The 24,669-nt window shown below is 69.6% G+C and carries 24 protein-coding genes; 14 read left to right on the top strand and 10 right to left on the bottom strand.

Going from position 1 to position 24,669, the window contains the following annotated elements:
* The first annotated feature begins 72 nt into the window (after window positions 1-72).
* The 6 genes from fadD3 to U0R18_RS15600 are packed head-to-tail and all read left to right on the top strand — an operon-like array spanning window position 73 to window position 7,150.
* A complete protein-coding gene (gene fadD3, locus U0R18_RS15575) occupies window positions 73-1,617 on the top strand; it encodes a 3-((3aS,4S,7aS)-7a-methyl-1,5-dioxo-octahydro-1H-inden-4-yl)propanoate--CoA ligase FadD3 (protein ID WP_526369948.1) in 1,545 nt (514 codons plus the stop codon).
* On the top strand, window positions 1,617-2,759 hold the full coding sequence (locus tag U0R18_RS15580) for an acyl-CoA dehydrogenase family protein (RefSeq protein WP_526369951.1): 1,143 nt from the start codon (window positions 1,617-1,619) through the stop codon (window positions 2,757-2,759). The genes fadD3 and U0R18_RS15580 overlap by 1 nt, the downstream gene beginning before the upstream one ends.
* Complete coding sequence (locus tag U0R18_RS15585) at window positions 2,756-3,712, top strand: acyl-CoA dehydrogenase family protein (protein ID WP_526369953.1); 957 nt, start codon at window positions 2,756-2,758, stop codon at window positions 3,710-3,712. Before U0R18_RS15580 ends, U0R18_RS15585 begins: the two co-directional genes overlap by 4 nt.
* Window positions 3,709-4,668, top strand: coding sequence for an acyl-CoA dehydrogenase IpdE2 (ipdE2, locus tag U0R18_RS15590; protein ID WP_526369955.1), 960 nt, complete (start codon window positions 3,709-3,711; stop codon window positions 4,666-4,668). The genes U0R18_RS15585 and ipdE2 overlap by 4 nt, the downstream gene beginning before the upstream one ends.
* A 52-nt stretch (window positions 4,669-4,720) precedes the next feature.
* Window positions 4,721-5,830 carry a pyridoxal phosphate-dependent aminotransferase gene (locus tag U0R18_RS15595; RefSeq protein WP_526370412.1) on the top strand — a complete coding sequence of 370 codons (1,110 nt, stop codon included), beginning with the start codon at window positions 4,721-4,723 and terminating at the stop codon, window positions 5,828-5,830.
* Window positions 5,831-5,866: 36 nt separating this feature from the next.
* Window positions 5,867-7,150, top strand: coding sequence for an HNH endonuclease signature motif containing protein (locus U0R18_RS15600; RefSeq protein WP_526369957.1), 1,284 nt, complete (start codon window positions 5,867-5,869; stop codon window positions 7,148-7,150).
* Window positions 7,151-7,154: 4 nt separating this feature from the next.
* On the opposite strand, the gene U0R18_RS15605 is transcribed toward U0R18_RS15600, so the two are convergent.
* Window positions 7,155-8,507: an MFS transporter gene (locus tag U0R18_RS15605; protein ID WP_526369959.1), complete on the bottom strand. Its 1,353-nt coding sequence runs from the start codon at window positions 8,505-8,507 to the stop codon at window positions 7,155-7,157.
* A 122-nt stretch (window positions 8,508-8,629) separates the two neighbouring features.
* Between U0R18_RS15605 and U0R18_RS15610 the strand changes: the two genes are divergently transcribed.
* Window positions 8,630-8,869 (top strand): fibronectin-binding protein, encoded by a 240-nt coding sequence (locus U0R18_RS15610; protein WP_526369961.1) that lies wholly within the window; start codon window positions 8,630-8,632, stop codon window positions 8,867-8,869.
* On the opposite strand, the gene hsaB is transcribed toward U0R18_RS15610, so the two are convergent.
* From hsaB to hsaA, 4 genes are read right to left on the bottom strand one after another with little or no spacing between them, the layout of a single operon-like run.
* Entirely contained in the window at window positions 8,866-9,432 is a 567-nt protein-coding gene (gene hsaB, locus U0R18_RS15615) for a 3-hydroxy-9,10-secoandrosta-1,3,5(10)-triene-9,17-dione monooxygenase reductase subunit (protein ID WP_526369963.1), read from the bottom strand. The genes U0R18_RS15610 and hsaB overlap by 4 nt on opposite strands.
* A 26-nt stretch (window positions 9,433-9,458) precedes the next feature.
* Window positions 9,459-10,358, bottom strand: coding sequence for an iron-dependent extradiol dioxygenase HsaC (gene hsaC, locus U0R18_RS15620; RefSeq protein WP_526370414.1), 900 nt, complete (start codon window positions 10,356-10,358; stop codon window positions 9,459-9,461).
* 1 nt (window position 10,359) lies between these two features.
* Window positions 10,360-11,235: a 4,5:9,10-diseco-3-hydroxy-5,9,17-trioxoandrosta-1(10),2-diene-4-oate hydrolase gene (gene hsaD / locus U0R18_RS15625; RefSeq protein WP_526369965.1), complete on the bottom strand. Its 876-nt coding sequence runs from the start codon at window positions 11,233-11,235 to the stop codon at window positions 10,360-10,362.
* A gap of 7 nt (window positions 11,236-11,242) precedes the next feature.
* Window positions 11,243-12,433 carry a 3-hydroxy-9,10-secoandrosta-1,3,5(10)-triene-9,17-dione monooxygenase oxygenase subunit gene (gene hsaA / locus U0R18_RS15630; RefSeq protein WP_526369967.1) on the bottom strand — a complete coding sequence of 397 codons (1,191 nt, stop codon included), beginning with the start codon at window positions 12,431-12,433 and terminating at the stop codon, window positions 11,243-11,245.
* 161 nt (window positions 12,434-12,594) lie between these two features.
* Here hsaA and U0R18_RS15635 point away from each other — a divergent pair, with 161 nt between their 5' ends.
* Entirely contained in the window at window positions 12,595-13,662 is a 1,068-nt protein-coding gene (locus U0R18_RS15635; protein WP_526369969.1) for a 2Fe-2S iron-sulfur cluster-binding protein, read from the top strand.
* A 22-nt stretch (window positions 13,663-13,684) separates the two neighbouring features.
* Window positions 13,685-14,260 (top strand): hypothetical protein, encoded by a 576-nt coding sequence (locus tag U0R18_RS15640; protein ID WP_526369971.1) that lies wholly within the window; start codon window positions 13,685-13,687, stop codon window positions 14,258-14,260.
* A gap of 1 nt (window position 14,261) precedes the next feature.
* Here U0R18_RS15640 and U0R18_RS15645 read toward each other — a convergent pair whose 3' ends face one another.
* Window positions 14,262-16,370 (bottom strand): acyl-CoA dehydrogenase family protein, encoded by a 2,109-nt coding sequence (locus tag U0R18_RS15645; RefSeq protein ID WP_526369973.1) that lies wholly within the window; start codon window positions 16,368-16,370, stop codon window positions 14,262-14,264.
* A 270-nt stretch (window positions 16,371-16,640) separates the two neighbouring features.
* Here U0R18_RS15645 and kstR point away from each other — a divergent pair, with 270 nt between their 5' ends.
* Together kstR and otsB are read left to right on the top strand one after the other, a co-directional pair.
* The gene (gene kstR / locus U0R18_RS15650; protein ID WP_526370417.1) at window positions 16,641-17,246 is read left to right on the top strand and encodes a cholesterol catabolism transcriptional regulator KstR; all 606 of its coding nucleotides are present in this window, start codon (window positions 16,641-16,643) and stop codon (window positions 17,244-17,246) included.
* A 2-nt stretch (window positions 17,247-17,248) separates the two neighbouring features.
* Complete coding sequence (gene otsB / locus U0R18_RS15655; RefSeq protein ID WP_526369975.1) at window positions 17,249-17,998, top strand: trehalose-phosphatase; 750 nt, start codon at window positions 17,249-17,251, stop codon at window positions 17,996-17,998.
* A gap of 2 nt (window positions 17,999-18,000) precedes the next feature.
* Here the strand turns inward: otsB and U0R18_RS15660 are convergent, their stop codons facing one another.
* From U0R18_RS15660 to U0R18_RS15675, 4 genes are read right to left on the bottom strand one after another with little or no spacing between them, the layout of a single operon-like run.
* A complete protein-coding gene (locus tag U0R18_RS15660) occupies window positions 18,001-19,095 on the bottom strand; it encodes an Rv3575c family transcriptional regulator (protein ID WP_526369977.1) in 1,095 nt (364 codons plus the stop codon).
* Window positions 19,096-19,106: 11 nt separating this feature from the next.
* Window positions 19,107-19,979: a metal ABC transporter permease gene (locus U0R18_RS15665; protein ID WP_526369979.1), complete on the bottom strand. Its 873-nt coding sequence runs from the start codon at window positions 19,977-19,979 to the stop codon at window positions 19,107-19,109.
* Window positions 19,979-20,752, bottom strand: a complete 774-nt coding sequence (locus U0R18_RS15670; RefSeq protein ID WP_526369981.1) for a metal ABC transporter ATP-binding protein — start codon at window positions 20,750-20,752, stop codon at window positions 19,979-19,981. Before U0R18_RS15670 ends, U0R18_RS15665 begins: the two co-directional genes overlap by 1 nt.
* Entirely contained in the window at window positions 20,739-21,596 is an 858-nt protein-coding gene (locus U0R18_RS15675; protein ID WP_526370419.1) for a metal ABC transporter solute-binding protein, Zn/Mn family, read from the bottom strand. The genes U0R18_RS15670 and U0R18_RS15675 overlap by 14 nt, the downstream gene beginning before the upstream one ends.
* Window positions 21,597-21,709: 113 nt before the next feature.
* Between U0R18_RS15675 and U0R18_RS15680 the strand changes: the two genes are divergently transcribed.
* From U0R18_RS15680 to U0R18_RS15690, 3 genes are read left to right on the top strand one after another with little or no spacing between them, the layout of a single operon-like run.
* A complete protein-coding gene (locus tag U0R18_RS15680) occupies window positions 21,710-22,471 on the top strand; it encodes a LamB/YcsF family protein (RefSeq protein WP_526369983.1) in 762 nt (253 codons plus the stop codon).
* The gene (locus U0R18_RS15685; RefSeq protein ID WP_526369985.1) at window positions 22,471-23,391 is read left to right on the top strand and encodes an MBL fold metallo-hydrolase; all 921 of its coding nucleotides are present in this window, start codon (window positions 22,471-22,473) and stop codon (window positions 23,389-23,391) included. Before U0R18_RS15680 ends, U0R18_RS15685 begins: the two co-directional genes overlap by 1 nt.
* Window positions 23,388-24,653: an SLC13 family permease gene (locus U0R18_RS15690; RefSeq protein WP_526369987.1), complete on the top strand. Its 1,266-nt coding sequence runs from the start codon at window positions 23,388-23,390 to the stop codon at window positions 24,651-24,653. The genes U0R18_RS15685 and U0R18_RS15690 overlap by 4 nt, the downstream gene beginning before the upstream one ends.
* The last annotated feature ends 16 nt before the right edge of the window (window positions 24,654-24,669 follow it).

Here is a 24,669-nt window from a genome sequence, read left to right on the forward strand (position 1 = left end):
GTCGGCGGCCTCGCCGCCAGCGGCACGGGTACCGGGCAGCGCCACAGCCGGTCGACAACACGAGGAGCTTCGATGACGAGCGTCCCGCAGACGACACCTGCGGTGCTGGATCGGATCGCCCGTGCGCTCCCCGACCACGAAGCGCTGGTCACGCCGGAGAAGACGCTGACGTTCACCCAACTGCGCGAAGAGGTACGCCGGGCCGCCGCCGCCATGGTCGACCTGGGCGTCAACCCGGGCGACCGGGTCGCGGTCTGGTCGCCGAACACCTGGCACTGGGTGGTCGCCTGCCTGGCCACCCACCATGCGGGTGCGGTGCTGGTGCCGCTGAACACCCGCTACACCGCCACCGAGGCGACTGACATCCTGGCGCGCACCCAGGCCCCGCTGCTGATCGCCGCGGGTGAATTCCTCGGCGCGGATCGCAGCGCCGAGCTCGACCGGGACGCGCTGCCCGCACTGCGCCACATCGTGCGGGTGCCCGTCGAGAAGACGGACGGCACCTGGGCCGAGTTCGTCGCGCGCGGCGAACGGGCGGACGCCCTGGCGGAGGCCGACGCCCGGGCCGACGCGGTCCGGCCCGACGACATCTCCGACATCCTCTTCACCTCCGGCACCACCGGCCGCAGCAAGGGTGTGTTGTGCGCGCACCGTCAGTCGCTGGCCGGTTCGGCGGCCTGGGCAGCGTGCGGCGAGGTCGACTCCACCGACCGCTACCTGTGCATCAACCCGTTCTTCCACAACTTCGGCTACAAGGCCGGCATCCTGGCCTGCCTGCAGACCGGCGCGACGCTGATCCCGATGGTGACGTTCGACGCCGAGCAGGCCATGCACGCCGTGCAGGAACACCGCGCCTCGGTGCTGCCCGGGCCGCCCACGATCTATCAGATGCTGCTCGATCACCCGAACCGCGGCCGGTACGACCTCAGCTCGCTGCGGTTCGCCGTCACCGGCGCCGCGGTGGTGCCTGTGGTCCTCATCGAGCGGATGCAGACCGAACTCGACATCGACATCGTGCTGACGGCCTACGGCCTGACGGAGGCCGCCGGATTCGGCACGATGTGCCGGCCCGACGACGACGCCGTCACCGTCGCCACCACCTGCGGGCGGCCCATCGCCGACTTCGAACTGCGCATCGACGCGCCCGGCGACGGCGAACCCGGCGAGGTACTGCTGCGCGGACCCAACGTGATGCTGGGCTACCTCGACGACCCGGCGGCCACCGCGGCGGCCGTCGACACCGAGGGCTGGTTGCACACCGGCGACGTCGGAACCGTCGACGCCGCAGGCAATCTGCGCATCACCGACCGGCTGAAGGACATGTACATCTGCGGCGGGTTCAACGTCTACCCGGCCGAGATCGAGCAGGTGCTGGCCCGGTTGCCCGGCGTCGCCGAGGCCGCCGTGATCGGGGTTCCCGACGACCGCCTCGGCGAAGTGGGCAAGGCGTTCGTGGTGCGGCTGCCCGGTGCCGATCTCGACGAGGCCGCCGTCATCGCGTACACCAAGGAACACCTGGCCAACTTCAAGACACCGCGTTCGGTGGAGTTCCTCGATGCGCTCCCACGCAACCCGGGCGGCAAGGTCGTCAAACCCCTACTGAGGGAGTCAATCTGATGGATCTGGACTTCGATGAACCAGTCGAATCGTTCCGCGCGGAGGTCCGCGAGTTCCTCGCCGCCAATCGCGCGCACTTCCCCACCGAGTCCTATGACACGGCAGTGGGTTTCGAGCAGCATCGACGCTGGGACAAGATCCTCTTCGACGCCGGCCTGTCGGTGATCAGCTGGCCGGCGAAGTACGGCGGCCGTGACGCGAGCCTGCTCGAGTGGGTGGCCTACGAGGAGGAGTACTTCCACGCCGGCGCGCCGGGACGGGCCAGCGCCAACGGGACGTCCATGCTGGCGCCGACGTTGTTCGCGCACGGAACCGAGGAGCAGCTGATGCGGATCCTGCCGAAAATGGCCAGCGGCGAAGAGATCTGGGCGCAGGCCTGGTCGGAGCCGGAATCCGGCAGCGACCTGGCGTCGCTGAGATCCACCGCCACCAAGGTGGACGGCGGCTGGAAACTCAACGGCCAGAAGATCTGGAGTTCACGGGCGCCGTTCGGCGACCGTGGGTTCGGCCTGTTCCGCTCCGACCCGGAAGCGCAGCGACACAAGGGCCTGACGTACTTCATGTTCGACCTGAAGGCCGACGGCATCACCGTGCGGCCGATCGCCCAACTCGGCGGCGACACCGGCTTCGGTGAGATCTTCCTCGACGATGTCTTCGTGCCCGACCAGGACGTGATCGGGACGCCGAACGACGGCTGGCGGGCCGCCATGAGCACGTCGAGCAATGAGCGCGGCATGTCGCTGCGCAGTCCGGCGCGATTCACCTCGGCGGCAGCGCGACTGGTCGAGCTGTGGAAGTCCAACCCCGACAAGGCGGTTCGCGACCAGTTCGCCGACCGCGTCACCGACGCCTGGATCCAGGCGCAGGCCTACCGTCTGCAGACGTTCGGCACCGTCACCCGACTGGCGGCCGGTGGCGAATTGGGTGCCGAGTCATCGGTCACCAAGGTGTTCTGGTCGGACCTCGACGTCGCGATCAACCAGACGGCCCTGGACCTGCAGGGCGCCGATGCCGAACTGGCGGATTCGTGGACCGAGTCCTACCTGTTCGCCCTCGGCGGACCGATCTACGCGGGCACCAACGAGATTCAGCGCAACATCATCGCTGAGAGACTGCTGGGCCTGCCCAGGGAGGGCAAATGAACTTCGAGATCGACGAACAGCAGCGCGATTTCGCCGCCAGCATCGACGCGGCCCTCGGCTCGGCCGACCTTCCCGCAGTGGTGCGCGCCTGGGCCGCCGGCGACACCGCACCCGGTCGCAAGGTGTGGCAGACGCTGACCGAACTCGGCGTCACGGCGCTGGCCGTGGCCGAGGAGCACGACGGCATCGGCGCACATCCGGTGGACCTGGTGGTCGCACTCGAACGCCTCGGCGCCCATTGCGTGCCCGGCCCCGTGACCGAATCCATCGCCGTGGCACCGGTTCTGCTGGCCTCCGATGCCCAGCGCAGTGCCGAACTGGCCGCCGGTGAACTGATCGCCACCGCCGCGATCGCCCCCGAGTCACCCCGCGCCGTCGACGCCGAGTTCGCCGGTGTGATCCTGGTGGGCCGCGACGGTGCGGTCAGCGAGGGCACCGCCGAGGGTGCGCACGAATCGCTCGATCCGAGCCGAAAGCTGTTCGACGTCAATGCTTCCGACGACAGCTGGGCTGCTGATGTCCAGCGGGCCCGCGAGTTCGGCGCCCTGGCGACGGCCGCCCAGCTCATTGGGGCCGGCCAGGCGATGCTGGACCTCTCGGTGCAGTACGCCAAACAGCGTTCGCAGTTCGGCCGGGTCATCGGCTCGTACCAGGCGATCAAGCACAAGCTGGCGGACGTGCACATCGCCCTCGAGCTGGCCCGGCCGCTGGTGTACGGCGCCGCACTGAGCCTGCATGCCGACTCCCCGGACACCGCGCGCGACGTCAGCGCCGCCAAAGTCGCTGCCGCGGAAGCCGGTCTGCTGGCGGCCCGCTCGGCGCTGCAGACCCACGGCGCCATCGGGTTCACCCAGGAACATGACCTCGGGCTGTTGCTGCTGCGTGCACAGGCGCTGCGCTCGGCCTGGGGTGACACCACGGCGCACCGGCGCCGCGTATTGGAGGCGCTGTGACCACGAACGAAGATCGGGCCCTGCTGGTCCGGACCGTCCGGGATCTGGTGAGCAAGCACGCCGACTCCGAATCCGTCCGTGCAGCAATGGAATCCGAGCGTGGCTACGACGAATCGCTCTGGCGACTGCTGTGCGAGCAGGTCGGTGCGGCGGCCCTGGTCATCCCGGAGGACCTCGGCGGCGCGGGCGGCGAACTGGCCGACGCCGCGGCCGTCATCGCCGAACTGGGTCGCGCCCTGGTGCCCACCCCGCTGCTCGGCACCACGCTGGCCGAACTCGCTCTGCTGGCACCCCAGGACGGCGTCGAACCCGACACCGACACGCTCGAGGCGCTGGTCGCCGGCGAGTCGATCGGCACGGTGGTGTTCGACCCCGGCTTCGTGGTCAACGGTGCCGACGCCGACGTCGTGATCGCGGCCGCCGACGGCCGACTGAGCCGCTGGACCGAACCGACCGTGACCCCGGCGGTCGCGATGGACCCGACGCGGCGGCTGGCCGCGCTCACCGCCACGCAGACCGAACCGCTGGGCGCCGATCCCGGCCTGGCCGACATGGCCGCGCTGTTGCTGGCCGCCGAGGCGGTCGGCGCCGCCACCCGCTGTCTCGAGTTGACCGTCGAATACGCCAAGGAGCGGGTGCAGTTCGGTCGGCCGATCGGCAGTTTCCAGGCCCTCAAGCACCGGATGGCCGACATGTACGTCAAGGTCCAGACCGCCGCCGCCGTCGTCGACGAGGCACTCCAGGATCCGTCGCCGACGTCGGCCGCGCTGGCGCACGTCACCGCGATCGAGGCTTTCCGCGACGTCGCCGGCGAGGCCATCCAGCTGCACGGCGGCATCGCGATCACCGCCGAACACGACATCCAGCTCTATTTCAAACGCGCGCATGGCAGCGCCCAGCTGTTCGGTCAGCCGATCGAGTACCTGCGCCGCCTCGAGTCGGCCGCACTGAATTAGCCTTGGCCTGGTGAAGACCGCACTGCGGGCCGGCATCCCGCCGTTCTACGTCATGGACGTGTGGCTCGCCGCCGCCGAGCGTCAGCGCACCCACGGCGATCTGGTCAACCTGTCCGCCGGCCAGCCCAGTGTCGGTGCCCCAGAACCCGTGCGGGCGGCGGCCATCGAGGCGCTGACGGCCAATCAGCTGGGTTACACCGTGGCGCTCGGCATTCCGGAGCTGCGCGCCGCGATAGCGCAGTCCTACGCCCAGCGCCATGGCCTGGTGGTGGAGCCCGACGACGTGGTGCTCACCACCGGTTCATCGGGCGGATTCCTGTTGGCGTTCCTGGCCTGTTTCGACGCCGGCGACCGGGTGGCCATCGCCAGCCCGGGCTACCCCTGCTACCGCAACATCCTGTCCGCGCTCGGCTGCACGGTGGTCGAGCTCCCGTGCGGCCCGGACACCCGGTACCAGCCCACCGCCGAGATGCTGGCCGAGGCCGGCCCGCTGGACGGGGTGATCGTCGCCAGCCCGGCCAACCCGACCGGCACCGTCATCGCGCCCGCGGAACTGGCGGCCATCGCGTCGTGGTGCGCCGATTCGGGCGTCCGGCTGATCAGCGACGAGGTCTACCACGGTCTGGTGTATCCCGGTGCGCCACAGACGAGTTGCGCCTGGAGCACCTCGCGCGACGCGGTGGTGGTCAACAGCTTCTCGAAGTATTTCGCGATGACGGGCTGGCGGCTCGGCTGGCTGTTGGTGCCCAAGTCGCTGCAGCGCACGATCGACTGCCTGACGGGCAATTTCACCATCTGCCCGCCGGTGCTCGCGCAGTACGCCGCCGTGGCCGCGTTCACCCCCGAGTCGATCGCCGAGGCCGACGGCCACCTGCGGCACTACGGCGCCAACCGGCAACTGCTGCTGAACGGGTTGCGAGATATCGGGATCGACCGGCTGGCGCCGACCGACGGCGCGTTCTACGTGTATGCCGACGTCTCCGAGTTCACCGGCGACTCCTTGACGTTCTGCGAGAAGCTGCTGGCCGACACCGGGCTGGCGATCGCACCGGGGATCGATTTCGACCCCGCTCGCGGCGGCTCGTTCGTGCGGTTGTCCTTCGCCGGGCCGACGTCCGACATCACCTCGGCGCTGGAGCGGCTGGGGTCCTGGCTGCGCTGAACATTCTTGTCGGCGCCGCGGTGTACCGTCGACAGCATGTTCGAAAGTTTGTTCGAAATCGATCCCGAGGCGGCCGAGGCCGACCTGCGGGCCCAGGTCGAGCAGTTCGAGCGGATGAAGTCCGCCGCGGCCGCCGCGCAGGCCCGCGCCACCGCCGCCTGGGCGGCCAAGCGCCTCGCCGCCGAGGAGGCGGCCGGCATGTCCGCGGCCAGGCGCGGCCGCGGGCTGGCCGCCGAAGTCGCACTGGCCCGCAACGACGCACCTATGCGCGGCAACACCCACCTCGGCCTGGCGCGGGCGCTCGTCGACGAGATGCCGCACACGCTGGCCGCTCTGCAGTGCGGAGCCCTGTCGGAATGGCGGGCCACCCTGATCGTCCGGGAATCGGCGTGCCTGAGTGTCGAGCACCGCGGGCAGTTGGACGCCGATCTGTGTGCCGACATCTCCAAGCTGGCGGGCTGGGGCAACGCGCGGGTGGAAGCGGAGGCCAAGCGGATCGCGGCTCGGCTCGACGCGGCCGCCGTAGTGGCACGGTCGGCCAAGGCCGCCGAAGATCGTTGCGTCACAATACGTCCGGCTCCGGACACCATGACCTATGTGACGGTGTTGCTGCCCGTCGGTCAGGGCGTTGCGGTCTACGCCGCGCTCACCCGGGCGGCCGACACCACGTGCGACGGTCGCTCGCGCGGCCAGGTGATGGCCGACACCGTGGTCGAGCGGGTCACCGGCAGGGCCGCAGATCAACCGGTGCCGGTGGCACTGAATCTGGTGATGGCGGATACCACCCTCTTCGGCGAGGACGATGCGCCGGGCTGGCTGGAGAACTTCGGCCCGGTCCCGGCGGGGTTGGCCCGCGCGCTGACCGGCGACGCCGTGGCCGACGCATCCGCCAAGGCCGCTCTGCGACGGCTGTACCGGCATCCGGTCAGCGGGCAACTGGTCGCCATGGAATCGCGGTCGCGGATCTTCCCGAAGGGTCTGGCCGCGTTCATCGGCCTGCGCGACCAGACCTGCCGCACCCCGTACTGCAATGCCCCGATCCGGCATCGCGACCACGCCGTGCCGAAACGCCGGGGCGGGCCCACCAGCGCGCTGAACGGTCTCGGTACCTGCGAGGCCTGCAACTACACGAAGGAAGCTCCGGGGTGGGTCGTCACCATTAACGACACCGCCGGCGTCCACACCGCGGAGTTCACCACCCCGACCGGTGCGGTGTACCGATCGACGGCGCCACCACTACCCGGGGTGCCGGTACGCAAAAAGCTCAGCCTGGTCGAAGGCAGACTCAGCGTCGACCTGGTGACCTTCGCGGCCGCCTGACCCCTCACGTGCGCGCCTGCTCCTGCGCCAGTGCCCGCGCATCGGCGGCGTCGACGTCGGCGAGATCGATGCCCCGGGTTTCGCGGGCGAAGAACACCGCGATGATCGTCACGACGGACGCGGCGGCCAGATAGATCGCGATCGGCACCCAGGTCCCGAACCGCTGCAGCAAGGCGACCGCGATCATCGGCGCCACCGAACCGGCGACGATCGCCGTGACCTGATAGCCAACGGACACACCGGAATAGCGCATCCGGGTCGGAAACATCTCGGCCATGATGGCCGGCTGCGGGGCGTACATCAGCGAATGGATCATCAGGCCGATGACGACGGCGAGCATGATCACCAGATAGTGCCCGCTGTCCATCATCGGATAGGCGAAGAATCCCCAGGTGCCGGCCAGCACCGCGCCCGTCATGATCACCGGCCGCCGGCCGTAGCGGTCGGAGAGCCGTCCCGCCAACGGGATCACCACCAGGTGCACCGCATGCGCGATCAGCAGGTACCAGAGGATGGCGGAGGTACTCACACCGGCGTGGATCTTGAGATAAGTGATGGTGAATGTCGCCACCAGGTAGTACATGATGTTCTCCGCGAACCGCATCCCCATCGCGGTGAGCACGCCGCGCGGGTAGCGCCTGCACACCTCGACCACCGACAGCGACGACGCCTTGATGCGTTCGGCCTCCTGCTGCGCCTCCAGGAAGATCGGCGCGTCGGTCACCTTGGTGCGCACGTAGTAGCCGATCAACACCACGACGGCCGACAGCCAGAACGCGACCCGCCAGCCCCAGGACAGGAACGCGGCGTCCGACAGCGTCGCGGTGAGCGTCAGCAGGACGACGGTGGCCAGCATGTTGCCCACCGGGACGCCGGCCTGCGGCCAACTGGACCAGAACCCACGGCTGCGGTTCGGGCTGTGTTCGGCGACCAGCAGCACCGCGCCGCCCCATTCGCCACCGACCGCGAAGCCCTGAGCAAACCGCAACACCACCAGCAGGATCGGCGCCCAGATACCGATTTGGGCGTAGGTGGGCAGGCAACCCATAGCAAAGGTGGCGATACCGACGAGGATCAGCGAGAACTGCAGCAGCTTCTTGCGGCCGTACTTGTCGCCGTAGTGGCCGAACACCACCCCGCCGAGCGGACGCGCGACGAAGCCGACCGCGTACGTCGCGAAGCCCGCGATGATCGCGTTGTACTCGTTCACACCGGCGGGGAAGAACAACTTGCTGAAGACCAGCGTCACCGCGGTGGCATAGAGGAAGAATTCGTACCACTCGACCACCGTGCCGGCCATCGACGCGATCACCACCCGGCGCAACCCGGACGTCGGGTACTCGGCGGTGTCACTCATCGGATCTCCTTCGGCTCGTGACGTATCACATTCGCCCTGAGTATTCCCGCCGAGCTGCTCGGCGCCGCGTGAATCGGGAGATACCCGCCGAAGCCGCGGACGCGGCGGAGTAGTCTCGCGGCATGTCGTCTCGGATCCTGATCGCACTGGGCGGTGGACTGGCCGTCGGGGCGCTCACGCTGGCCGCGCCGGCCGCCGCCGATCCGGGCATGCCGAACTGCGGCCAACTGTCGTTCGTCTGCAACATGATCCCGTCGCTGCCCGATCTCGACCACGACGTCGATATGACCCAGGGTCAGCCCCCGATGCCGAACGCCGAAGATCTCCCGCCCGCCGACGTCTGCGCGGTCGCCTGTATCTAGAGCCAGGTGTCCTCGGTAGTGGTGGTCAGGAACGCCTCGAGGTCATTGCGCCACTGCGCCGGGGTGTTCTTGTCCGGCTCGATGCCGGTGTACTCGCCGCGGTAGAACAGCAGCGGGCGTGGCTTACGCTCGGGTAGTTCCGAAAGTGATTGCACCGCACCGAATACCACGAAGTGGTCGCCCCCGTCATGGACGGAGTGCACCGAGCAGTCGATATGGGCCAGCGACCCCGTGATCACCGGTGAGCCGAGTTCGGTAGGGGTCCAGTCGATTCCACCGAACTTGTCCGGCTCACGTGAACCGAACCGAGCCGAGACCTCCTGCTGGTTCTCGTGCAGGATGTTGACGCAGAACCGCCCGCTGGCCTCGATCGCGGCCCAGGACCGGGATGCCTTGGTGGGACAGAACAGCACCAGCGGCGGGTCGAGCGACAGCGCGGCGAACGACTGACAGGCGAAACCGACCGGCACCTCTTCGTGCACCGTGGTGATGATGGTGATACCCGTGCAGAACTGGCCGAGCACATTGCGGAATGCGCGCGGGTCGACGGCGGCGGAGCCCATGAGCCTGGACCAGACCTACGCCGGGCCTACTTGAACCCGATGGAGAAGTCGTGGCCCCACAGGCTGACCGCGGTGCTCTCCCGGGCGATCCAATCGGTGTCGTCGACTTCCAAACCCTCGCAACCGAATTCGACGTCGAATCCGCCCGGGGTCTTCATGTAGAACGACAGCATCTTGTCGTTGACGTGGCGGCCGAGGGTGGCTGACATCGGCACCTTGCGCCGGTACGCGCGATCCAGGCACAGCCCGACGTCGTCGGCGCTCTCGACCTCCATCATGAGATGGACGATGCCACTGGGCGTTTCGCCCGGCATGATGGCCAGGCTGTGGTGGCGCGGGTTGATCCCGAAGAACCGTAACCAGGCCGGCGGCCCGTCCGCGGGACGGCCGACCAGCTGCGGGGGCAGCCGCATCGAATCGCGCAGTTTGAAGCCCAGCACATCGCGGTAGAAGTGGGTGGATTCGGCGTCGTCGCGAGTGGTGATGACGACGTGGCCCAGGCCCTGTTCCTCGGTGACGAACTTGTGCCCGTACGGACTGACCACCCGGCGATGCTCGAGTGCGGCGCCGTGGAAGACCTCGAGGGTGTTACCCGACGGGTCGTCGAAGGTGATCATCTCGTCGACGCGACGGTCCGCCAGCTCGGCCGCCGAGGCTTCCTTGTACGGCGTGCCCTCGATGTCGAGGGCATTGCGGATCTCCTGCAGTTCGGCGGCGTTGGCCGTCTCCCAGCCGGCGACCAACAGCCGGTCGCGATCTCCCGGCACGATCACCAGGCGAGCGGGGAACTCGTCCATGCGCAGGTACAGCGCACCGTCGGTGGCCCCGGAGCCCTCGACCATGCCGAGCACCTTCAGGCCGTACTCGCGCCAGGCGGCGACGTCGGTGGATTCGATCCGCAGATATCCCAGCGAACGCAGGCCCATCTCACTCACCTTCCAGGAAGTCGACGGTGAGCTTGTTGAACTCGTCGAACTTCTCCAATTGTGCCCAGTGCCCACACTGCCCGAAAACGTGCAGCTGCACCCGTGGAATCTGTTTGAGCGCGACCAGGGCCCCGTCGATCGGGTTGACCCGGTCCTCGCGGCCCCAGATCAGCAGCACCCGCTGACGCAGTTTGTAGACGTCGCGCCACATCATCCCGAGCTCGAAGTCGGCGCCGGCGAACGATCGGCCCATCGCCTTGGCGGCGGCCAGCGACTCGGGCTGGCTGGCGATCGCGAACCGCTCGTCGACCAACTCGGGCGTGATGAGCTTCTGGTCGAAGACCATGATCCGCAGGAACTTCTCGATGTTCTCCCGGGTGGGCTCCACGGTGAACTTGCCCAGCAGCTTCACACCCTCGGTGGGGTCGGGTGCGAACAGGTTGACGCTCAGCCCGCCCGGGCCCATCAGGACCAGCCGGCCGGCCCGGCCCGGATTGTCCAGCGCGAACCGCACCGCCGTGCCGCCGCCGAGCGAATTGCCCACCAGCGCAGCACGTTCGATGCCGAGGTGGTCGAACAACCCGAGCAGCGCGTTGGCGCTGTACCGGTTGTACTGCTCGTGTTCGGCGTGCTTGTCGGAATGCCCGTACCCGGGCTGATCGACGGCCAGCACATGGAAGTGCCGGGCCAGCACGGCGATGTTCTTGGAGAAGTTCGACCAGCTGGACGCGCCGGGACCGCCACCGTGCAGCAGCACCACGGTCTGCGCCGACGGATCGCCGGCCTCGTGGTAGTGCAGCCGCATGTTCCGCGTGCCGCCATCGACCTCTGCGTACCGAGAGGTGGACTCGAACGTCAGGTCCTGCGTGGCCGTCATGCGCCGATCAGACCATCGTGTCCTGCGCCGGCAACCCGAACGCCTCGTTACCGAAGATCAGGTAGGCGCGCTCGGGATCGTTGGCCGCGTGCACCCGCCCGGCGTGTGCGTCCCGCCAGAACCGTTGCACCGGAGCATCACTGGCCAACGCGGTGGCACCGGACGCCTCGAACAGCCGGTCGATCGACGCGATCGCCCGCCCGGTTGCCCGGACCTGGTCGCGGCGGGCCCGGGCCCGCAGCTCGAACGGGATCTCCTGGCCGGCCGTCAGGAAGGCGTACTCGTCGGCCACATTGCCGATCAGCTGCCGCCACGCGGCGTCGATGTCACTGGCCGCCTCGGCGATCCGGATCTTGGCGAACGGGTCGTCCTTGGCCTTCTCCCCGGCGAACGCCGCGCGCACCCGCTTGCCCTGGTGCTCGACATGGGCGTCGTAGGCACCGTAGGCCATGCCGACGATCGGGGTCGAGATGGTGGTGGGATGGATTGTGCCCCAGGGCATCTTGTAGACCGGGGCGGTGTTGTTCACCAGGCCGCCGGCGGTGTGGTCGTTCATCGCCTTGTAGGACAGGAAGCGGTGCCGCGGCACGAACACGTCCTTGACGACGACGGTGTTGGAACCGGTGCCCTTGAGGCCGACGACGTGCCAGACGTCGTCGATGGCGTATTCGGTGCGCGGGATCAGGAAGCTGCCGAAGTCGACCGGCTTGCCGTCCTTGATCACCGGGCCGCCGAGGAAGGCCCAGGTGGCGTGGTCACATCCGGAGGACCAGTTCCAGGCACCGTTGACGATGTAGCCGTCGCCCGCCTCGGTCACCACGCCGGCGCCCATCGGGGCGTACGACGACGAGATGCGCACGCTGGGGTCCTCGCCCCAGACCTCGTCCTGGGCGGCCTGGTCGAACTGCGCCAGGTGCCAGTTGTGGATGCCCAGGATGCCGGCGACCCAGCCGGTCGATCCGCACGCGCTGGCGAGCCGCCGGACCGCCTCGTAGAAGACGGTGGGATCGCACTGCAGGCCACCCCACTGCTCGGGCTGGATCAGCTTGAAGAAGCCGACGTCGTCGAGCGCCTTGATGTTCTCGTCGGGCAGCCGGCGCAGATCCTCGGTGGCCTGGGCGCGCTCGCGCAGCGCCGGGAGCAGTTCGTCGATACCGGCGAGGACCGACTGTGCATCACGCTGTTGAATGGACGTCACGGCAATGCCTCCATGGGACTCTGGGCCCGAATTGGAACCTGTTCCAGAAAGACTAGAACACGTTACGATTCATGTCGAGCAGCGGGTTCCCCTACGTGATTGACCTGCGGTATTGCATTTCTGTAACCTGTTCTAGTTATGACGGTCGAAAGGGTGCCCCAGTGACGGACGAGCCGCTCGGCAGCCACGTGCTCGAGCTCGAGGTGGCCGAGGTCATCGCCGAGACCGACGATTCCCGGTCGCTGGTCTTCCGCGTTCCCGACGGGGTCGAGATCCCGGCCGGCAGGTTGGCGTACTCCCCCGGCCAATTCCTGACCCTGCGCGTGCCCAGCGAGCGCACCGGGTCCGTCGCGCGCTGCTACTCGCTCTACAGCTCGCCGCACATCGACGACGCCCTGGCCGTCACCGTCAAGCGCACCGCGGACGGATACGCCTCCAACTGGCTGTGCGACCACGCGCACCCGGGCATGAAGCTGCATGTGCTGGCCCCGTCGGGCACCTTCGTCCCCACCGATCTCGACACCGACTTCCTGCTGATCGCCGGCGGCAGCGGCATCACCCCGATGATGGCGATCTGCAAATCGGCACTGTCGCAGGGCACCGGTCAGGTCACCCTGATCTACGCCAACCGCGACGAGAAGTCGGTGATCTTCGCCGGCGCCCTGCGCGCGCTGGCGGCCGAATACCCCGACCGGTTCGCCGTCGTGCACTGGCTCGAGTCCGTGCAGGGCCTGCCGAGCGCGCCCGGCCTCGGCCGCCTCGCGGCACCCCACACCGGCCGGCAGGTGTTCATCTGCGGGCCGGGGCCGTTCATGACGGCGGCATCGGCGGCACTGGAGGCGCTGCAGGTGCCCGCCCAACAGGTGCACATCGAGGTGTTCAAATCCCTGGACTCCGATCCCTTCAAGGCCGTGGAGATCGACTACTCCGGCGACGGCGACGGCGACGAGGGCCCCGCCACGGCGGTGGTCACCCTGGACGGCAGCACCCATGAACTGACCTGGCCCCGCCGGGCCAAGCTGCTCGACGTGCTGCTCGACAAGGGCCTGGACGCGCCGTTCTCCTGTCGCGAAGGGCATTGCGGCGCATGCGCGGTGATGATGAAGAGCGGCTCGGTCGACATGGAGATCAACGACGTGCTCGAACCCTCCGACCTCGACGAGGGGCTGATCCTGGCCTGCCAGGCGCATCCGACCACCGATACCGTCGAAGTCACCTACGACGAATAGCGAACGGATTACCGTCGTGCAGATGAAGCGCCTGATCCCGGCCCTGGCCGGACCGCTGCTGCTGCTCGCCCTCGTCCCGCCCCCGGGAGCGGCGGCCGCGGCGCACAGTTCTCAGAGCTCGGTTCCCGTCGACGCCGTGACCCAGCTGCAGTCGCACACCACCGCCAATTGCGTGGCCGCCGAGGGCCGGTGCTATTTCACCGCCACCGCCAACCTGATGACCCCGGAGGGTCCCACCGGATTCCCCGGCGACTTCTGGGGCCGCCAGACCGTCGAGGTGCGATCGTCGGACCGCAACGTCTGGCAGGAAGCCGAGTACAGCGCGCCGATCGGATCGCCCCGTCAGACCAAGGGCGCCAACATCGACAACGTCCTGTCGAAGATGTACCGGGCGCTCAACAACGTCGAGATCTCGGTGACCTACTTCGGCGGCGGCGCACCGGAGCGGTTCGTGGTCGACGGCACGTCGGCACCCCGGAACTGGACCGACGGACGGCCCGCGACGGGCGCCGATTTCATCGTGTGCACGCACATCCAGGCCGTGTGGAACGGCCACAACCTGGCCACCCCGAGCACCTGCAGCCAGACCCGCTTCTGACTCAGCGGGGCAGGCCGAGCAGGCGCTCCCCGGCCAGCGTCAGCAGGATCTGCTCGGAGCCACCGGCGATGGTCAGGCAGCGGGTGTTGAGGAAGTCGAAGACCCGTTCGTCGACCACCAGCCCACCGCCGGCCGACAGCTCCATCCGGAACTCCGCGAGATTCTGCCGGTAGCGCACCCCGATCAACTTGCGGGCGCTGGCCTGCGGGCCCGGGTCGTCACCACTGACCGCCAGCTGCGCGATCCGCTGATCCAACAGGGAGCCCACCTGCGCCGACACGATCAGCGCGCCGAGACGGTCCTGATCGGCCGGGTCGAGATCGCCGGCCGCCCGCAGCAGCTCCTCCATCGGATTGCCCAACGCGGTGCCCTGCGCCATCGCGACGCGCTCGTTGGCCAGCGTGGTGCGGGCCAGCCGCCAGCCGTCGTCGACCGTGCCGACCACCATCTCGTCGGGCACGAACACGTCGTCGAAGAAGACCTCGTTGAACAACTCGTCGCCGGTGATCTCGCGCAGCGGGCGAACCAGGATGCCCGGCGAGGTCATGTCGATCAGGAAGTAGGTGATGCCCTTGTGCTTCGGGGCGTCGGGGTTCGTCCGGGCCAGGCACACACCCCAGTGCGCCTTCTGCGCGGCCGAGGTCCACACCTTCTGCCCGGTCAGCTTCCAGCCCCCGTCGGCCCGCACCGCCTTCATCCGCAGGGCGGCCAGATCCGAACCCGCACCCGGCTCGGAGAACAGCTGACACCACACCAGCTCACCGGAGAGCGTGGGCGGCACGAACCGCTCCACCTGCTCGGGCGAGCCGTGCTCGAGGATCGTCGGGACGGCCCACCAGCCGATCACCAGATCCGGACGTTCGACGCCGGCGGCGGCCATCTCCTGGTCGATCAGCAGCTGCTCGGCCGGAGAAGCGTTGCGCCCGTAGGGCTTCGGCCAGTGTGGCGCCTGCAGACCGGCCTCGGCCAGCCCCGGTTGACGCTGGGCCGCGGGAAGTGCGGCGACGGTCGCCACGGCAGCGCCGATCTCCGGCCGCAACTGCTCCACGGAACTCAGGTCGATCTCGAGGTCGCGACGGACGCCGTCCCGGGTCAGCCCGACAACCTTGCGCAACCACCGGCTACGCCCGCCGAGGATCTGCGAAATCCCATACGCGCGACGCAGATACAGGTGCGCATCGTGCTCCCAGGTGATGCCGATGCCACCGAGCACCTGGATGCAGTCCTTGGTGTTGGCCCGGGCGGTCTCGATCACGGTGGCGGCGGCGACGGCCGCGGCCAGCGCCAGCTGGTCGGGATCGTCTCCCATGGCGGCCTGCGCGGCGTCGGACGCGGCCACCGAGGCCTGCTCGGAACGCAGCAGCATCTCCGCGCACATGTGTTTGATGGCCTGGAAACTGCCGATCGGCTTGCCGAACTGCTCGCGCACCTTGGCGTAGTCGGCCGCGGTGCGCAGCGCCCACCGCGTCACCCCGGCGGCCTCGGCCGCGAGCACCGTCACGGCGAGATCCTCGATGCGCCGCGGCGTCATCGCGATCGGGACCACCGGCGCGCCGTCGAGGACGACCCGGCCCAGCGGGCGGGTGAAATCCGTGGCCGTCAGCGCCTCGACGGCAACGCCGTCGGCCGTGGTGTCGATCAGGACCCAACCGTCCGCCGCGGGCAGCAGCACGTACCCGCCGGCCACCGCACCCAGAACGTGATCGGCCGAGCCGGTGGCGCGACCGTCGGTCACCGTCAGATCGGCGCTCAGCGCGAAACCGGCCGTGCGCTCGCCGGTCATCAGCGCCGCCAGCACGTCGGGGGCGTCGAGCACCAGCGTCGCCAGTGCGCTGGACGCCACCGGACCGGGCACCAGCGCGGCGGCGGCCTCGTCGACCATCGCGCACAGATCGGTCACCGCCGCCCCGGCACCGCCGTCCTCCTCGGCCACCGCGACCCCGAACAGGCCGAGTTCGGCCAGACCGGCATAGACCGGCCGCCAGGCGTCGGGCTCACCGTGCTCGACGTCGCGGCCGGCGGCGATACCGCCCGACCCGGCGGCCCAGTCGCGAACCAGCTCACGCGCGGCGGCCTGCTCGGACGTGACGCCTGCAGAGACCCCAGACATACCGGACTCCTCGATCATTTGGCGGACGAAGGCCGGTACGGCCCACTAGAACGTGTTCTAATAGTGCCAGCAATCGTCAGTCAAGTCGACTGCCATCGCAGCAGGAAATACGGTGTCCGAGGGTCTGCCGGAGGTGAGGGATCATGCCCGACCCGTCGTTCCCGAAACCCGCCCGCGAACGCACACCATGAAGGAGGTGTCCGCCGCATGTCGTCGCCACCAGACCGGGAATCGGCTGACCCGGACGCGAAACCGCGGGAGGTGCTGACCGTGGCAGTCCTGGCCGAATCCGAACTGGGCTCCGAGGCGCAACGGGAACGCCGCAAGCGCATCCTGGACGCCACCATGGCGATTGCCTCCAAGGGCGGCTACGAAGCCGTCCAGATGCGCGCCGTGGCCGATCGCGCGGACGTCGCGGTGGGCACCCTGTACCGGTATTTCCCCTCCAAGGTGCACCTGCTGGTGTCGGCGCTGGGACGCGAGTTCGAACGCATCGACGCCAAGACCGACCGCACCGTGGTCGCCGGCGGAACCTCGTACCAGCGGCTGAGCTTCATGGTCAACAAGCTCAACCGGGCAATGCAGCGCAACCCGCTGCTGACCGAGGCGATGACGCGGGCCTACGTGTTCGCCGACGCCTCGGCGGCCGGCGAGGTGGACCACGTGGAGAAGATCATCGACTCGATGTTCGCCCGCGCGATGGCCGACGGCGACCCCTCCGAGGACCAGTTCCACATCGCCCGGGTGATCTCCGACGTCTGGCTGTCCAACCTGCTGGCCTGGCTGACCCGCCGCGCGTCGGCCACCGACGTCAGCAAGCGCCTCGACCTCGCGGTCCGGCTGCTCATCGGGGACGCCGAACACCCCAAGGTGTGACGGTGCCCCCCACTGATCTGCGGGCCGCGCTGGCCCGGGCCGCCCGCACCACCCGCCTGCTGGTCACCTCCGACTTCGACGGCACGCTGGCGCCGCTGGTGAACAACCCCGCCGACGCCCGGGCGCTGCCGGGTGCGCTGGAATCCCTGTGTGCGCTCGCGCTACTGCCCGACACCGCCGCGGCGCTGATCTCGGGCCGCTCCCTCGACGTGCTGACCACGCTGTCCGGCGCCCCGGCCGGCGTGCACCTGATCGGCAGCCACGGCGCGGAATTCGACACCGGATTCGCCGAACGGATCGACACCGGCCTCCTGGAGAGCATCGGCACCGGACTGCGAACCATCGCCGACCGGTTCCCGGGCGCCATGGTCGAGACCAAACCCGCCGGTGTGGTGCTGCACGTGCGCAACGCGACCGCCGAGGACGGCGAAGCCGCGCTGACGGCCGCCCGCGCCGCCGCGGTTGCGTGGTCCGCAACGATGACCGAGGGCAAGCAGATCCTGGAGTTCGCGGTCATCACGACGGACAAGGGGGACGCGATCGAGATTCTTCGTGACCGTGAAAAGGCTTCTGCGGTAGTCTTTTTCGGAGACGACGTGACCGACGAAAAGGCGTTCCGGCGGATGCGCGACGGGGACGTGTCGGTCAAGGTCGGCACCGGCGACACCGCGGCGGAATTCCGGGTCGACACTCCGGCCGACGTGGCCGCGGCGCTGGCGGTGCTGACCGCCGAACGCGGCGCATTGCGCTGAGATCAGCCCGGCGGACCCGCGGTGCGCCCGCGGATGAGTTCGGTGGGCAGCATCTCGATGATCGGCAGCCCGGACCGCGGTGGGCTGTGCAACATCCGGCCGGCGATCCGGCCCTTCTCCATGCTGGGTTGCGACATGGTGGTCAGCCCGCGCTTGAGCGCCGCGGGAATTCCATCGAAACCGGTGACCGTCATCCGCCCCGGCACGTAGATGCCGCGGGCGCGCAGGAAATCCATCGCCGCCAATGCCAGCACGTCGGCGGTGCACATCAGGGCGGTGATCCGCGGGTTGGTCGCCAACGCCAATTCAGCTGCGGCGCCGCCGGATTCGGGCCCATGCTCGGAACTCTCGACCACCGTCAGCGCGTCGGCACCCACCCCGGCAGCCACCAGCGCGTCCCGCACCCCGCCGATCCGCTCGCCCTGCACTCGGTACTGGGTGGCGGCGATCCGGTCCGCGTCGGCGACGCGCACCGATCCCGGACCGCCATCGTCGCCGAGTTTCATTGTGAGAAGCCCGATTTCGCGATGACCCAGCGACAGAACGTAGTCTGCCAGCTCGCGCATGGCCCGGCGGTCGTCGATCCCGACCCGCGACGCCCCCGGGACATCGGTGGGCTGGTCGACGACCACCACCGGGAGCTGCCGTTGCAGCACGAGCTGCAGATAGGGATCCTCGTCCGCGGCGGCGTAGACCACGAATCCATCCACCCCGGCCGACAACACGGCGCCGGAACCCTCGTCCGCCGTGCGGCCCGGACCGGCGGCCACCAGCAGCAGGCCCTGGCCGACCTCTTCGCAGGACTCGGCCAGGCCGGCGACGAAGTTCAGCGCCGCCGGATCGCTGAACGAATAGGTCAGCGGCTCGGTGATGACCAACCCGACGGCGCCGGCCCGGCGGGTCCGCAGGGATCGGGCAACCGGATCGGGACCGGCGTAGCCCAGCCGTTTGGCGGTGGCCAGGATCCGCTCGCGCAGCTCGGCCGACAGCTGGTCGGGCCGGTTGTAGGCATTGGAGATGGTGGTGCGGGAGACTTCGAGCTCGGCCGCCAGGGACGCCAGGGTGGCCCGCCGCCGGGGCGTGGGACTCCGCGACATGCTCTCCGAGGCTAGCGGATCGCCGGGCCCGGTTCGGCCGTCCCGCCGCGGACACGCTGGGCGGCCAGCCACACCACGAACCAGACCACGCTGACGATCGTGACGATCAGGAAGCTGGGCGGCATGTTGAACATCGCCGACAGCGCCAGCCCGGCCCACACCGCGACCAGCGCCAACACCGTCGAGACCGCCATGGCGGCGGTGGGCCGGGCGGTCAGCATGATGGCGGTGGCGGCCGGGGTGACCAACAGCGCGAACAACAGCAGCGTCCCGACGGCCTGCACCGCCATGGTGACCGCCAGCCCGAGCAGCGCCATGAAGATGACCGACAGCAGGCGCACCGGAACGCCCTTGGCCTCGGCCACCGCCGGATTGACCGACGCGAACAACAGCGGGCGGAACACGAAGGTGATGACCACGGTGAGCACCACCACCGCCACGGCGAACAGCACCAGTTGGCGGCCGGTGACGGCCAACAGATTCCCGAACAGGATGTTGGTCACCGTGCTGCTGCTGCGGGTGGCCAGCGAGCTGAAGAACAGGCCCAGGCCCGTCGCCGCGGCCAGCACCGTACCGGTCGCGACCTCACGCTCGTCGGCGCGCTTGCCCAGCGCCCCGATCACCAGCGCGCCCCCGATGCAGAACACCGCGAGGCCCGCGGTGACCGGCAGACCGAGCAGCACCGCACCGGTGGCCCCGGGAAACCCGATGTGCGCCAGGGCATGTGCCGCGAACGCGGTGTTGCGGACGATGATGAAGTAGCCGATCAAACCGGCGGCCAGCGCGACCAGGGTGCCGCCCAGCAGCGCGTTGCGCATGAACGGCGACGTCAGGATCTCCCACCAGTTCGGCTGGTAGCCGACGGCCATCAGGCGGGTGGTCATCAGATGCTCCGCATGTAGAGATCACCCTGCGGGGTGTGCACCACCTGGATGGAGGTGCCATAGAGATGGCTCAGCAGATCCGCGTTGACCACCTCGTCCATGGTGTCGAAGTGGGCGTGGCCGTCCAACAGGTAGATGGCGCTGTCCAGCACACCGAGCAGGGGGTTGAGGTCGTGCGCGACGACCAGGATGGTGACACCGAAGGTGTCGCGGACCCGGGCCAGCAGGGTGACGATCTCCCGCTGGTTGCGCAGGTCCAGCGAGGCCAGGGGTTCGTCGAGGATCAGCAGCCGCGGCCGGCCGACCAGCGCTTCGGCGACGGCCACCCGCTGGCGCTGGCCGCCGGAGAGCTGCGAGAGCCGGCGGTGGGCGAACGGCGCCGCGCCCACCGCGTCGAGGGTCTCGACGACGCGGCGGCGCTCCTCGTCGCTGGGGCCGGCGAACCCCCACCGGGCGCCGATCAGCCCGAGCATCACCGCGTCGCCCGCGCGGATGGCGTCGCCGGGCACGGCCGCGTAGTTCTGTGGCACGTAGCCGATCGCCGACGTCGCCTCCCCCGCGGGCCGGCCGAGCACCTCGACGGTGCCCGATGCGACCGGAACCAGCCCCAGCACCACCTGTAGCAGCGTCGTCTTGCCCGATCCGTTCGAGCCGATGACGGCCGTGATGCCGCCCGACGGCACGTCGAACGTGCCTTCCGACCAGATCAGCCGGCCGCCGCGGACGACGCTGACGTCGTCGAAGGCCAGCGCCGGGGGCTCAGCGACTGACACCGAGCGCCTTGGCCAGGGCGGTGAGTTGGTCCACCTGCCAAGCCTCGAACGTTTTCGCGCCCGGCGCCACCGTTTCGGTGACCTCGACCACCGGGACACCGGCGGCCTCGGCGGCGGCCCGGATCTGCTGCGGCAGTGCGCCCTCGGTCTGGGTGTTGTAGATCAGCACGTCGACGCCCCGGCCGGCCAGCAGCTTCAGGAACGCGCCGAGATCCCCGGGCGACGGTTCGGCCTCGTGGGCCGCCGACGCCTGGTAGCCCGCCGGGGTCCGGTTCTGCAGGCCGATGGCCGCCGCCATGTCATCGAACACCGCTTCGGTGGCCGCGTAGGACTTTCCGGCCGCACCGGCCTTCAGGGCGGCGACGGCGGCGTCGTAGGGCTGCAGCGCGGTGGTGAATCCGGCCCGCCGGTCGGTGAAGTAGGCCGCGGCGCCCGGCGCGAGCGCGCTGAGCTTGGCGGTCACCGTGTCGGCGAGGGCAACCACGGCCACGGGGTCGTACCAGACGTGCGGGTTCGGGGTGCCCTCGGGCGCGGCGGTGACGACCGGCGCCGTGGGCGCCGACGCGGCTGCCAGCTTGGCCGCCCACTCGTCGTAGTGCCCTCCGTTGACCACCACCAGTTGGGCGTCGCGGAACGCGGCGGCGGCGGCCGGGGTGGGCTCGTAGTCGTGCGGGTCGGCCGCGGAACCGGCCAGGAGCGTCGTCACCCGGGCGCACGCGCCGCCGAGTTCGGAGACGATGTCGCCCCACTGGTCGACACTGACGACGACGTCGACGGGATCGGTGGGGCAGTCCGCGGCGCCGGCCGCGCCGGACGGCTCCTTCGTCCCGGACGAACAGGACATCAGCACGACGGACGCACTGACCAGGGACAGCAGGCCGAGGATTCGCACAGCACTAATGGTAACGGTTTTCAATAAGGAGGACACATCGCGTTCGGCGCATAGGCTGATGCCCCATGACGACGCGCGTCGATCTGAACGCCGATCTCGGCGAGGGTTTCGGGGTGTGGCGGGTCGGTGACGACGCCGCCATGCTCGGCATCGTCACCAGCGCCAACCTGGCCTGCGGATTCCATGCCGGCGACCCGGCGGGTCTGCGCGGCGTATGCCGACAGGCCGCGCAGGCCGGCGTCCGCATCGGCGCGCAGATCGGTTACCGCGATCTCGCCGGGTTCGGCCGGCGCTACATCGACGTCGCTCACGACGATCTGATGGCCGATGTGATCTACCAGATCGGGGCACTGCAGGCACTGGCCCGATCCGTCGGCGCCCACGTCGGTTACGTCAAACCGCACGGCGCGCTGTACAACACCATCGTCACCGACACTCAGCAGGCCCGGGCCGTGGCCGCCGCGGTGGCCGCCGTCGACACCGGCCTGCCGGTGCTCGGGCTGGCCGGTTCGGCATTCTTCACCGAGGCCCGCCGCCTGGGACTGCGCACCGTCACCGAAGGTTTCGCCGACCGCGCCTACCTGGCGGACGCCACCCTGGTGCCCCGCGGCCAGCCGGGCGCCGTCCTGCACGACGCCACCGAGATCGCCGATCGCGTCGAGCAGATGGTGACCACCGGTACGATCACCGCGGTCGACGGCACGCGCATCGAACTGAACGTGGAATCCATTTGCGTACATGGTGATTCACCGGGCGCAACGCAGATCGCGCGGGCGGTGCGGACCCGGCTGCAGCAGCGCGGCGTGACTCTGGAGGCGTTCAGCTGATGCGCGCACGACTGGGCCGGCCGGACCTCGCCGACCACAACCACCTGTTCGCCGTCCCCACCGCCGAGCCCGCCGGCCCGCTGGCCATCACCTGGGCCGGGGTGTCGACGCTGCTGATCAGCGACGGCGAGTCGGCGCTGATGACCGACGGCTTCTTCACTCGGCCGTCACTGGCACGGGTGGGCCTGGGCCGGATCGCCCCGAGCGCCCCACGCATCGACGGTTGCCTGGGCCGCCTGGGCGTGCGGCGCCTCGACGCGGTGCTGCCCGTGCACACGCACTTCGACCACGGGCTCGACTCCGCAGTGGTGGCCGAGCGCACCGGTGCCACCCTGATCGGCGGCCGGTCTGCGGCGAATATCGGCCGCGGACAAGGACTTCCGGAAGATCGGATCGTGGTTGCCGACCCGGGTTCGGCGCTGTCGTTCGGCGCGTTCGACCTCACCCTGGTCGAATCCCACCACTGTCCGCCCGACCGGTTCCCCGGTGTGATCACCGAACCCGTGCGGCCGCCCGTGCGCACCTCGGCCTACCGGTGCGGGGAAGCCTGGTCCGCCTTCCTGCACCACCGGCCCAGCGACCGGCGCGTCCTGATCCAGGGCAGCGCGGGTTTCGTGCCCGGCGCACTGCGGGAGCACCGCGCCGAGGTCGCCTACCTCGGGCTGGGCCAGTTGGGTATTCAGCCGCGGCAGTACCTCGTCGACTACTGGACCGAGACCGTCCGCGCGGTCGGCGCCCGCACGGTGGTCGGGATCCACTGGGACGACTTCTTCCGGCCGCTGTCGAAACCGTTGCGCGCGTTGCCCTATGCCGGCGATGACCTCGACAACTCGCTGCGGGTGCTCGGCGAACTGGCCCGCGCCGACGGCGTACGCCTGCTCCTGCCCACCCTCTGGCAGCGCGAGGACCCCTGGCGGTGACGTTCGTGTCGGTCCTGTCGCTGGCACTGCTGCTGATCGTCCTGGTGTTCGCCATCGCCCGCCCGCAGGGCTGGCCGGAAGCCGCCGCCGCGCTGCCGGCCGCACTGATTCTCGTTGCGGTCGGCGCGATCTCGTCGCGCGACGCACTGGCCGAGGCCCACCGCCTGCTGCCCGTCGTCGCCTTCCTGGGCGCCGTCCTCGTGCTGGCCCGGATCTGCGACGACGAGGGGCTCTTCGACGCCCTGGGCACGATGATGGCACGCCGCAGCCCCGGCCGACCGGTCCGACTCCTGGGCCAGGTGTTCGCCGTCGCGGCCGTCACCACCGCGGTGCTCTCGCTGGACGCCACGATCGTGCTGCTCACCCCGGTGGTGCTGGCCACCGCCCGCAAGGCGGCCGTGCCCGTCCGGCCGCACGCCTATGCCACGGCCCACCTCTCGAACACGGCCTCGCTGCTGCTGCCGGTATCCAACCTGACCAACCTGTTGGCGTTCGCCGCCGCGGGTGTGTCGTTCACGCGGTTCGCGGTGCTGATGACCGGGCCGTGGCTGATCGCGATCGCCGCCGAATACGTCCTGTTCCGATTGTTCTTCGCCGGCGATCTCACGCCCGAGCCGAACCGCGACGGCCCCGCCACCGTGGCCGCGATCGACCCGCCCACGCTGCCGCGCTTCGTCCTGGCGGTGCTCGCAGTGACCCTGGCCGGGTTCGCGGTGACGTCGTTCCTCGGCCTGGAGCCGTTCTGGGCGGCGGCCGGCGGTGCGGCGGTGCTCGGCGCGCACAGTCTGGCGCGCGGCACCAGCACGTGGACGGGGCTGGCGCGCTCGGCCCACCCGGTGTTCCTGGTCTTCGTGCTGGCACTCGGGGTCGTGGTGCGGGCCGTGATGGACAACGGACTGGCCGACCGGTTGGGCCACCTGGTGCCCGACGGCACCGGGCCGGCCGCCCTGCTGGGTATCGCGATGCTGGCCGCGGTGCTGGCCAACCTGATCAACAACCTGCCCGCGGTCCTCGTGCTGCTGCCGCTGGTGAGCGTCACTGGACCGGCCGCGGTGCTGGCCGTGCTGATCGGGGTGAACATCGGCCCCAACCTGACCTACGTCGGATCGCTGGCGAACCTGTTGTGGCGGCGAGTCCTCGGCGCCCAGGGGATCTCGACGGATGTGCGGGAATTCACCGTGCTGGGCGTGCTCACCGTCCCGGTGACGCTGGTGCTGGCGGTGCTGGCGCTGTGGGCCGGCATCCGTGTGTTCGGCGTCTGAGCGAGCAGGTTCCGCC

The organism is Mycobacterium sp. (assembly GCF_046330795.1).
GTDB lineage: Bacteria > Actinomycetota > Actinomycetes > Mycobacteriales > Mycobacteriaceae > Mycobacterium.

Excerpts from the sequence above, each read along its gene's own strand:
- U0R18_RS15675 (WP_526370419.1), bottom strand. The coding sequence starts at position 21,596 with ATGTCCTGTTCGTCCGGGACGAAGGAGCCGTCCGGCGCGGCCGGCGCC.
- U0R18_RS15660 (WP_526369977.1), bottom strand. The coding sequence starts at position 19,095 with ATGTCGCGGAGTCCCACGCCCCGGCGGCGGGCCACCCTGGCGTCCCTG.
- U0R18_RS15595 (WP_526370412.1), top strand. The coding sequence starts at position 4,721 with ATGGACGTGTGGCTCGCCGCCGCCGAGCGTCAGCGCACCCACGGCGAT.
- U0R18_RS15640 (WP_526369971.1), top strand. The coding sequence starts at position 13,685 with ATGAAGCGCCTGATCCCGGCCCTGGCCGGACCGCTGCTGCTGCTCGCC.
- U0R18_RS15600 (WP_526369957.1), top strand. The coding sequence starts at position 5,867 with ATGTTCGAAAGTTTGTTCGAAATCGATCCCGAGGCGGCCGAGGCCGAC.
- U0R18_RS15605 (WP_526369959.1), bottom strand. The coding sequence starts at position 8,507 with ATGAGTGACACCGCCGAGTACCCGACGTCCGGGTTGCGCCGGGTGGTG.
- U0R18_RS15580 (WP_526369951.1), top strand. The coding sequence starts at position 1,617 with ATGGATCTGGACTTCGATGAACCAGTCGAATCGTTCCGCGCGGAGGTC.
- U0R18_RS15685 (WP_526369985.1), top strand. The coding sequence starts at position 22,471 with ATGCGCGCACGACTGGGCCGGCCGGACCTCGCCGACCACAACCACCTG.
- U0R18_RS15585 (WP_526369953.1), top strand. The coding sequence starts at position 2,756 with ATGAACTTCGAGATCGACGAACAGCAGCGCGATTTCGCCGCCAGCATC.
- U0R18_RS15665 (WP_526369979.1), bottom strand. The coding sequence starts at position 19,979 with ATGACCACCCGCCTGATGGCCGTCGGCTACCAGCCGAACTGGTGGGAG.
- U0R18_RS15645 (WP_526369973.1), bottom strand. The coding sequence starts at position 16,370 with ATGTCTGGGGTCTCTGCAGGCGTCACGTCCGAGCAGGCCGCCGCGCGT.
- hsaD (WP_526369965.1), bottom strand. The coding sequence starts at position 11,235 with ATGACGGCCACGCAGGACCTGACGTTCGAGTCCACCTCTCGGTACGCA.
- U0R18_RS15610 (WP_526369961.1), top strand. The coding sequence starts at position 8,630 with ATGTCGTCTCGGATCCTGATCGCACTGGGCGGTGGACTGGCCGTCGGG.
- hsaB (WP_526369963.1), bottom strand. The coding sequence starts at position 9,432 with ATGGGCTCCGCCGCCGTCGACCCGCGCGCATTCCGCAATGTGCTCGGC.
- hsaC (WP_526370414.1), bottom strand. The coding sequence starts at position 10,358 with ATGGGCCTGCGTTCGCTGGGATATCTGCGGATCGAATCCACCGACGTC.
- U0R18_RS15680 (WP_526369983.1), top strand. The coding sequence starts at position 21,710 with ATGACGACGCGCGTCGATCTGAACGCCGATCTCGGCGAGGGTTTCGGG.
- fadD3 (WP_526369948.1), top strand. The coding sequence starts at position 73 with ATGACGAGCGTCCCGCAGACGACACCTGCGGTGCTGGATCGGATCGCC.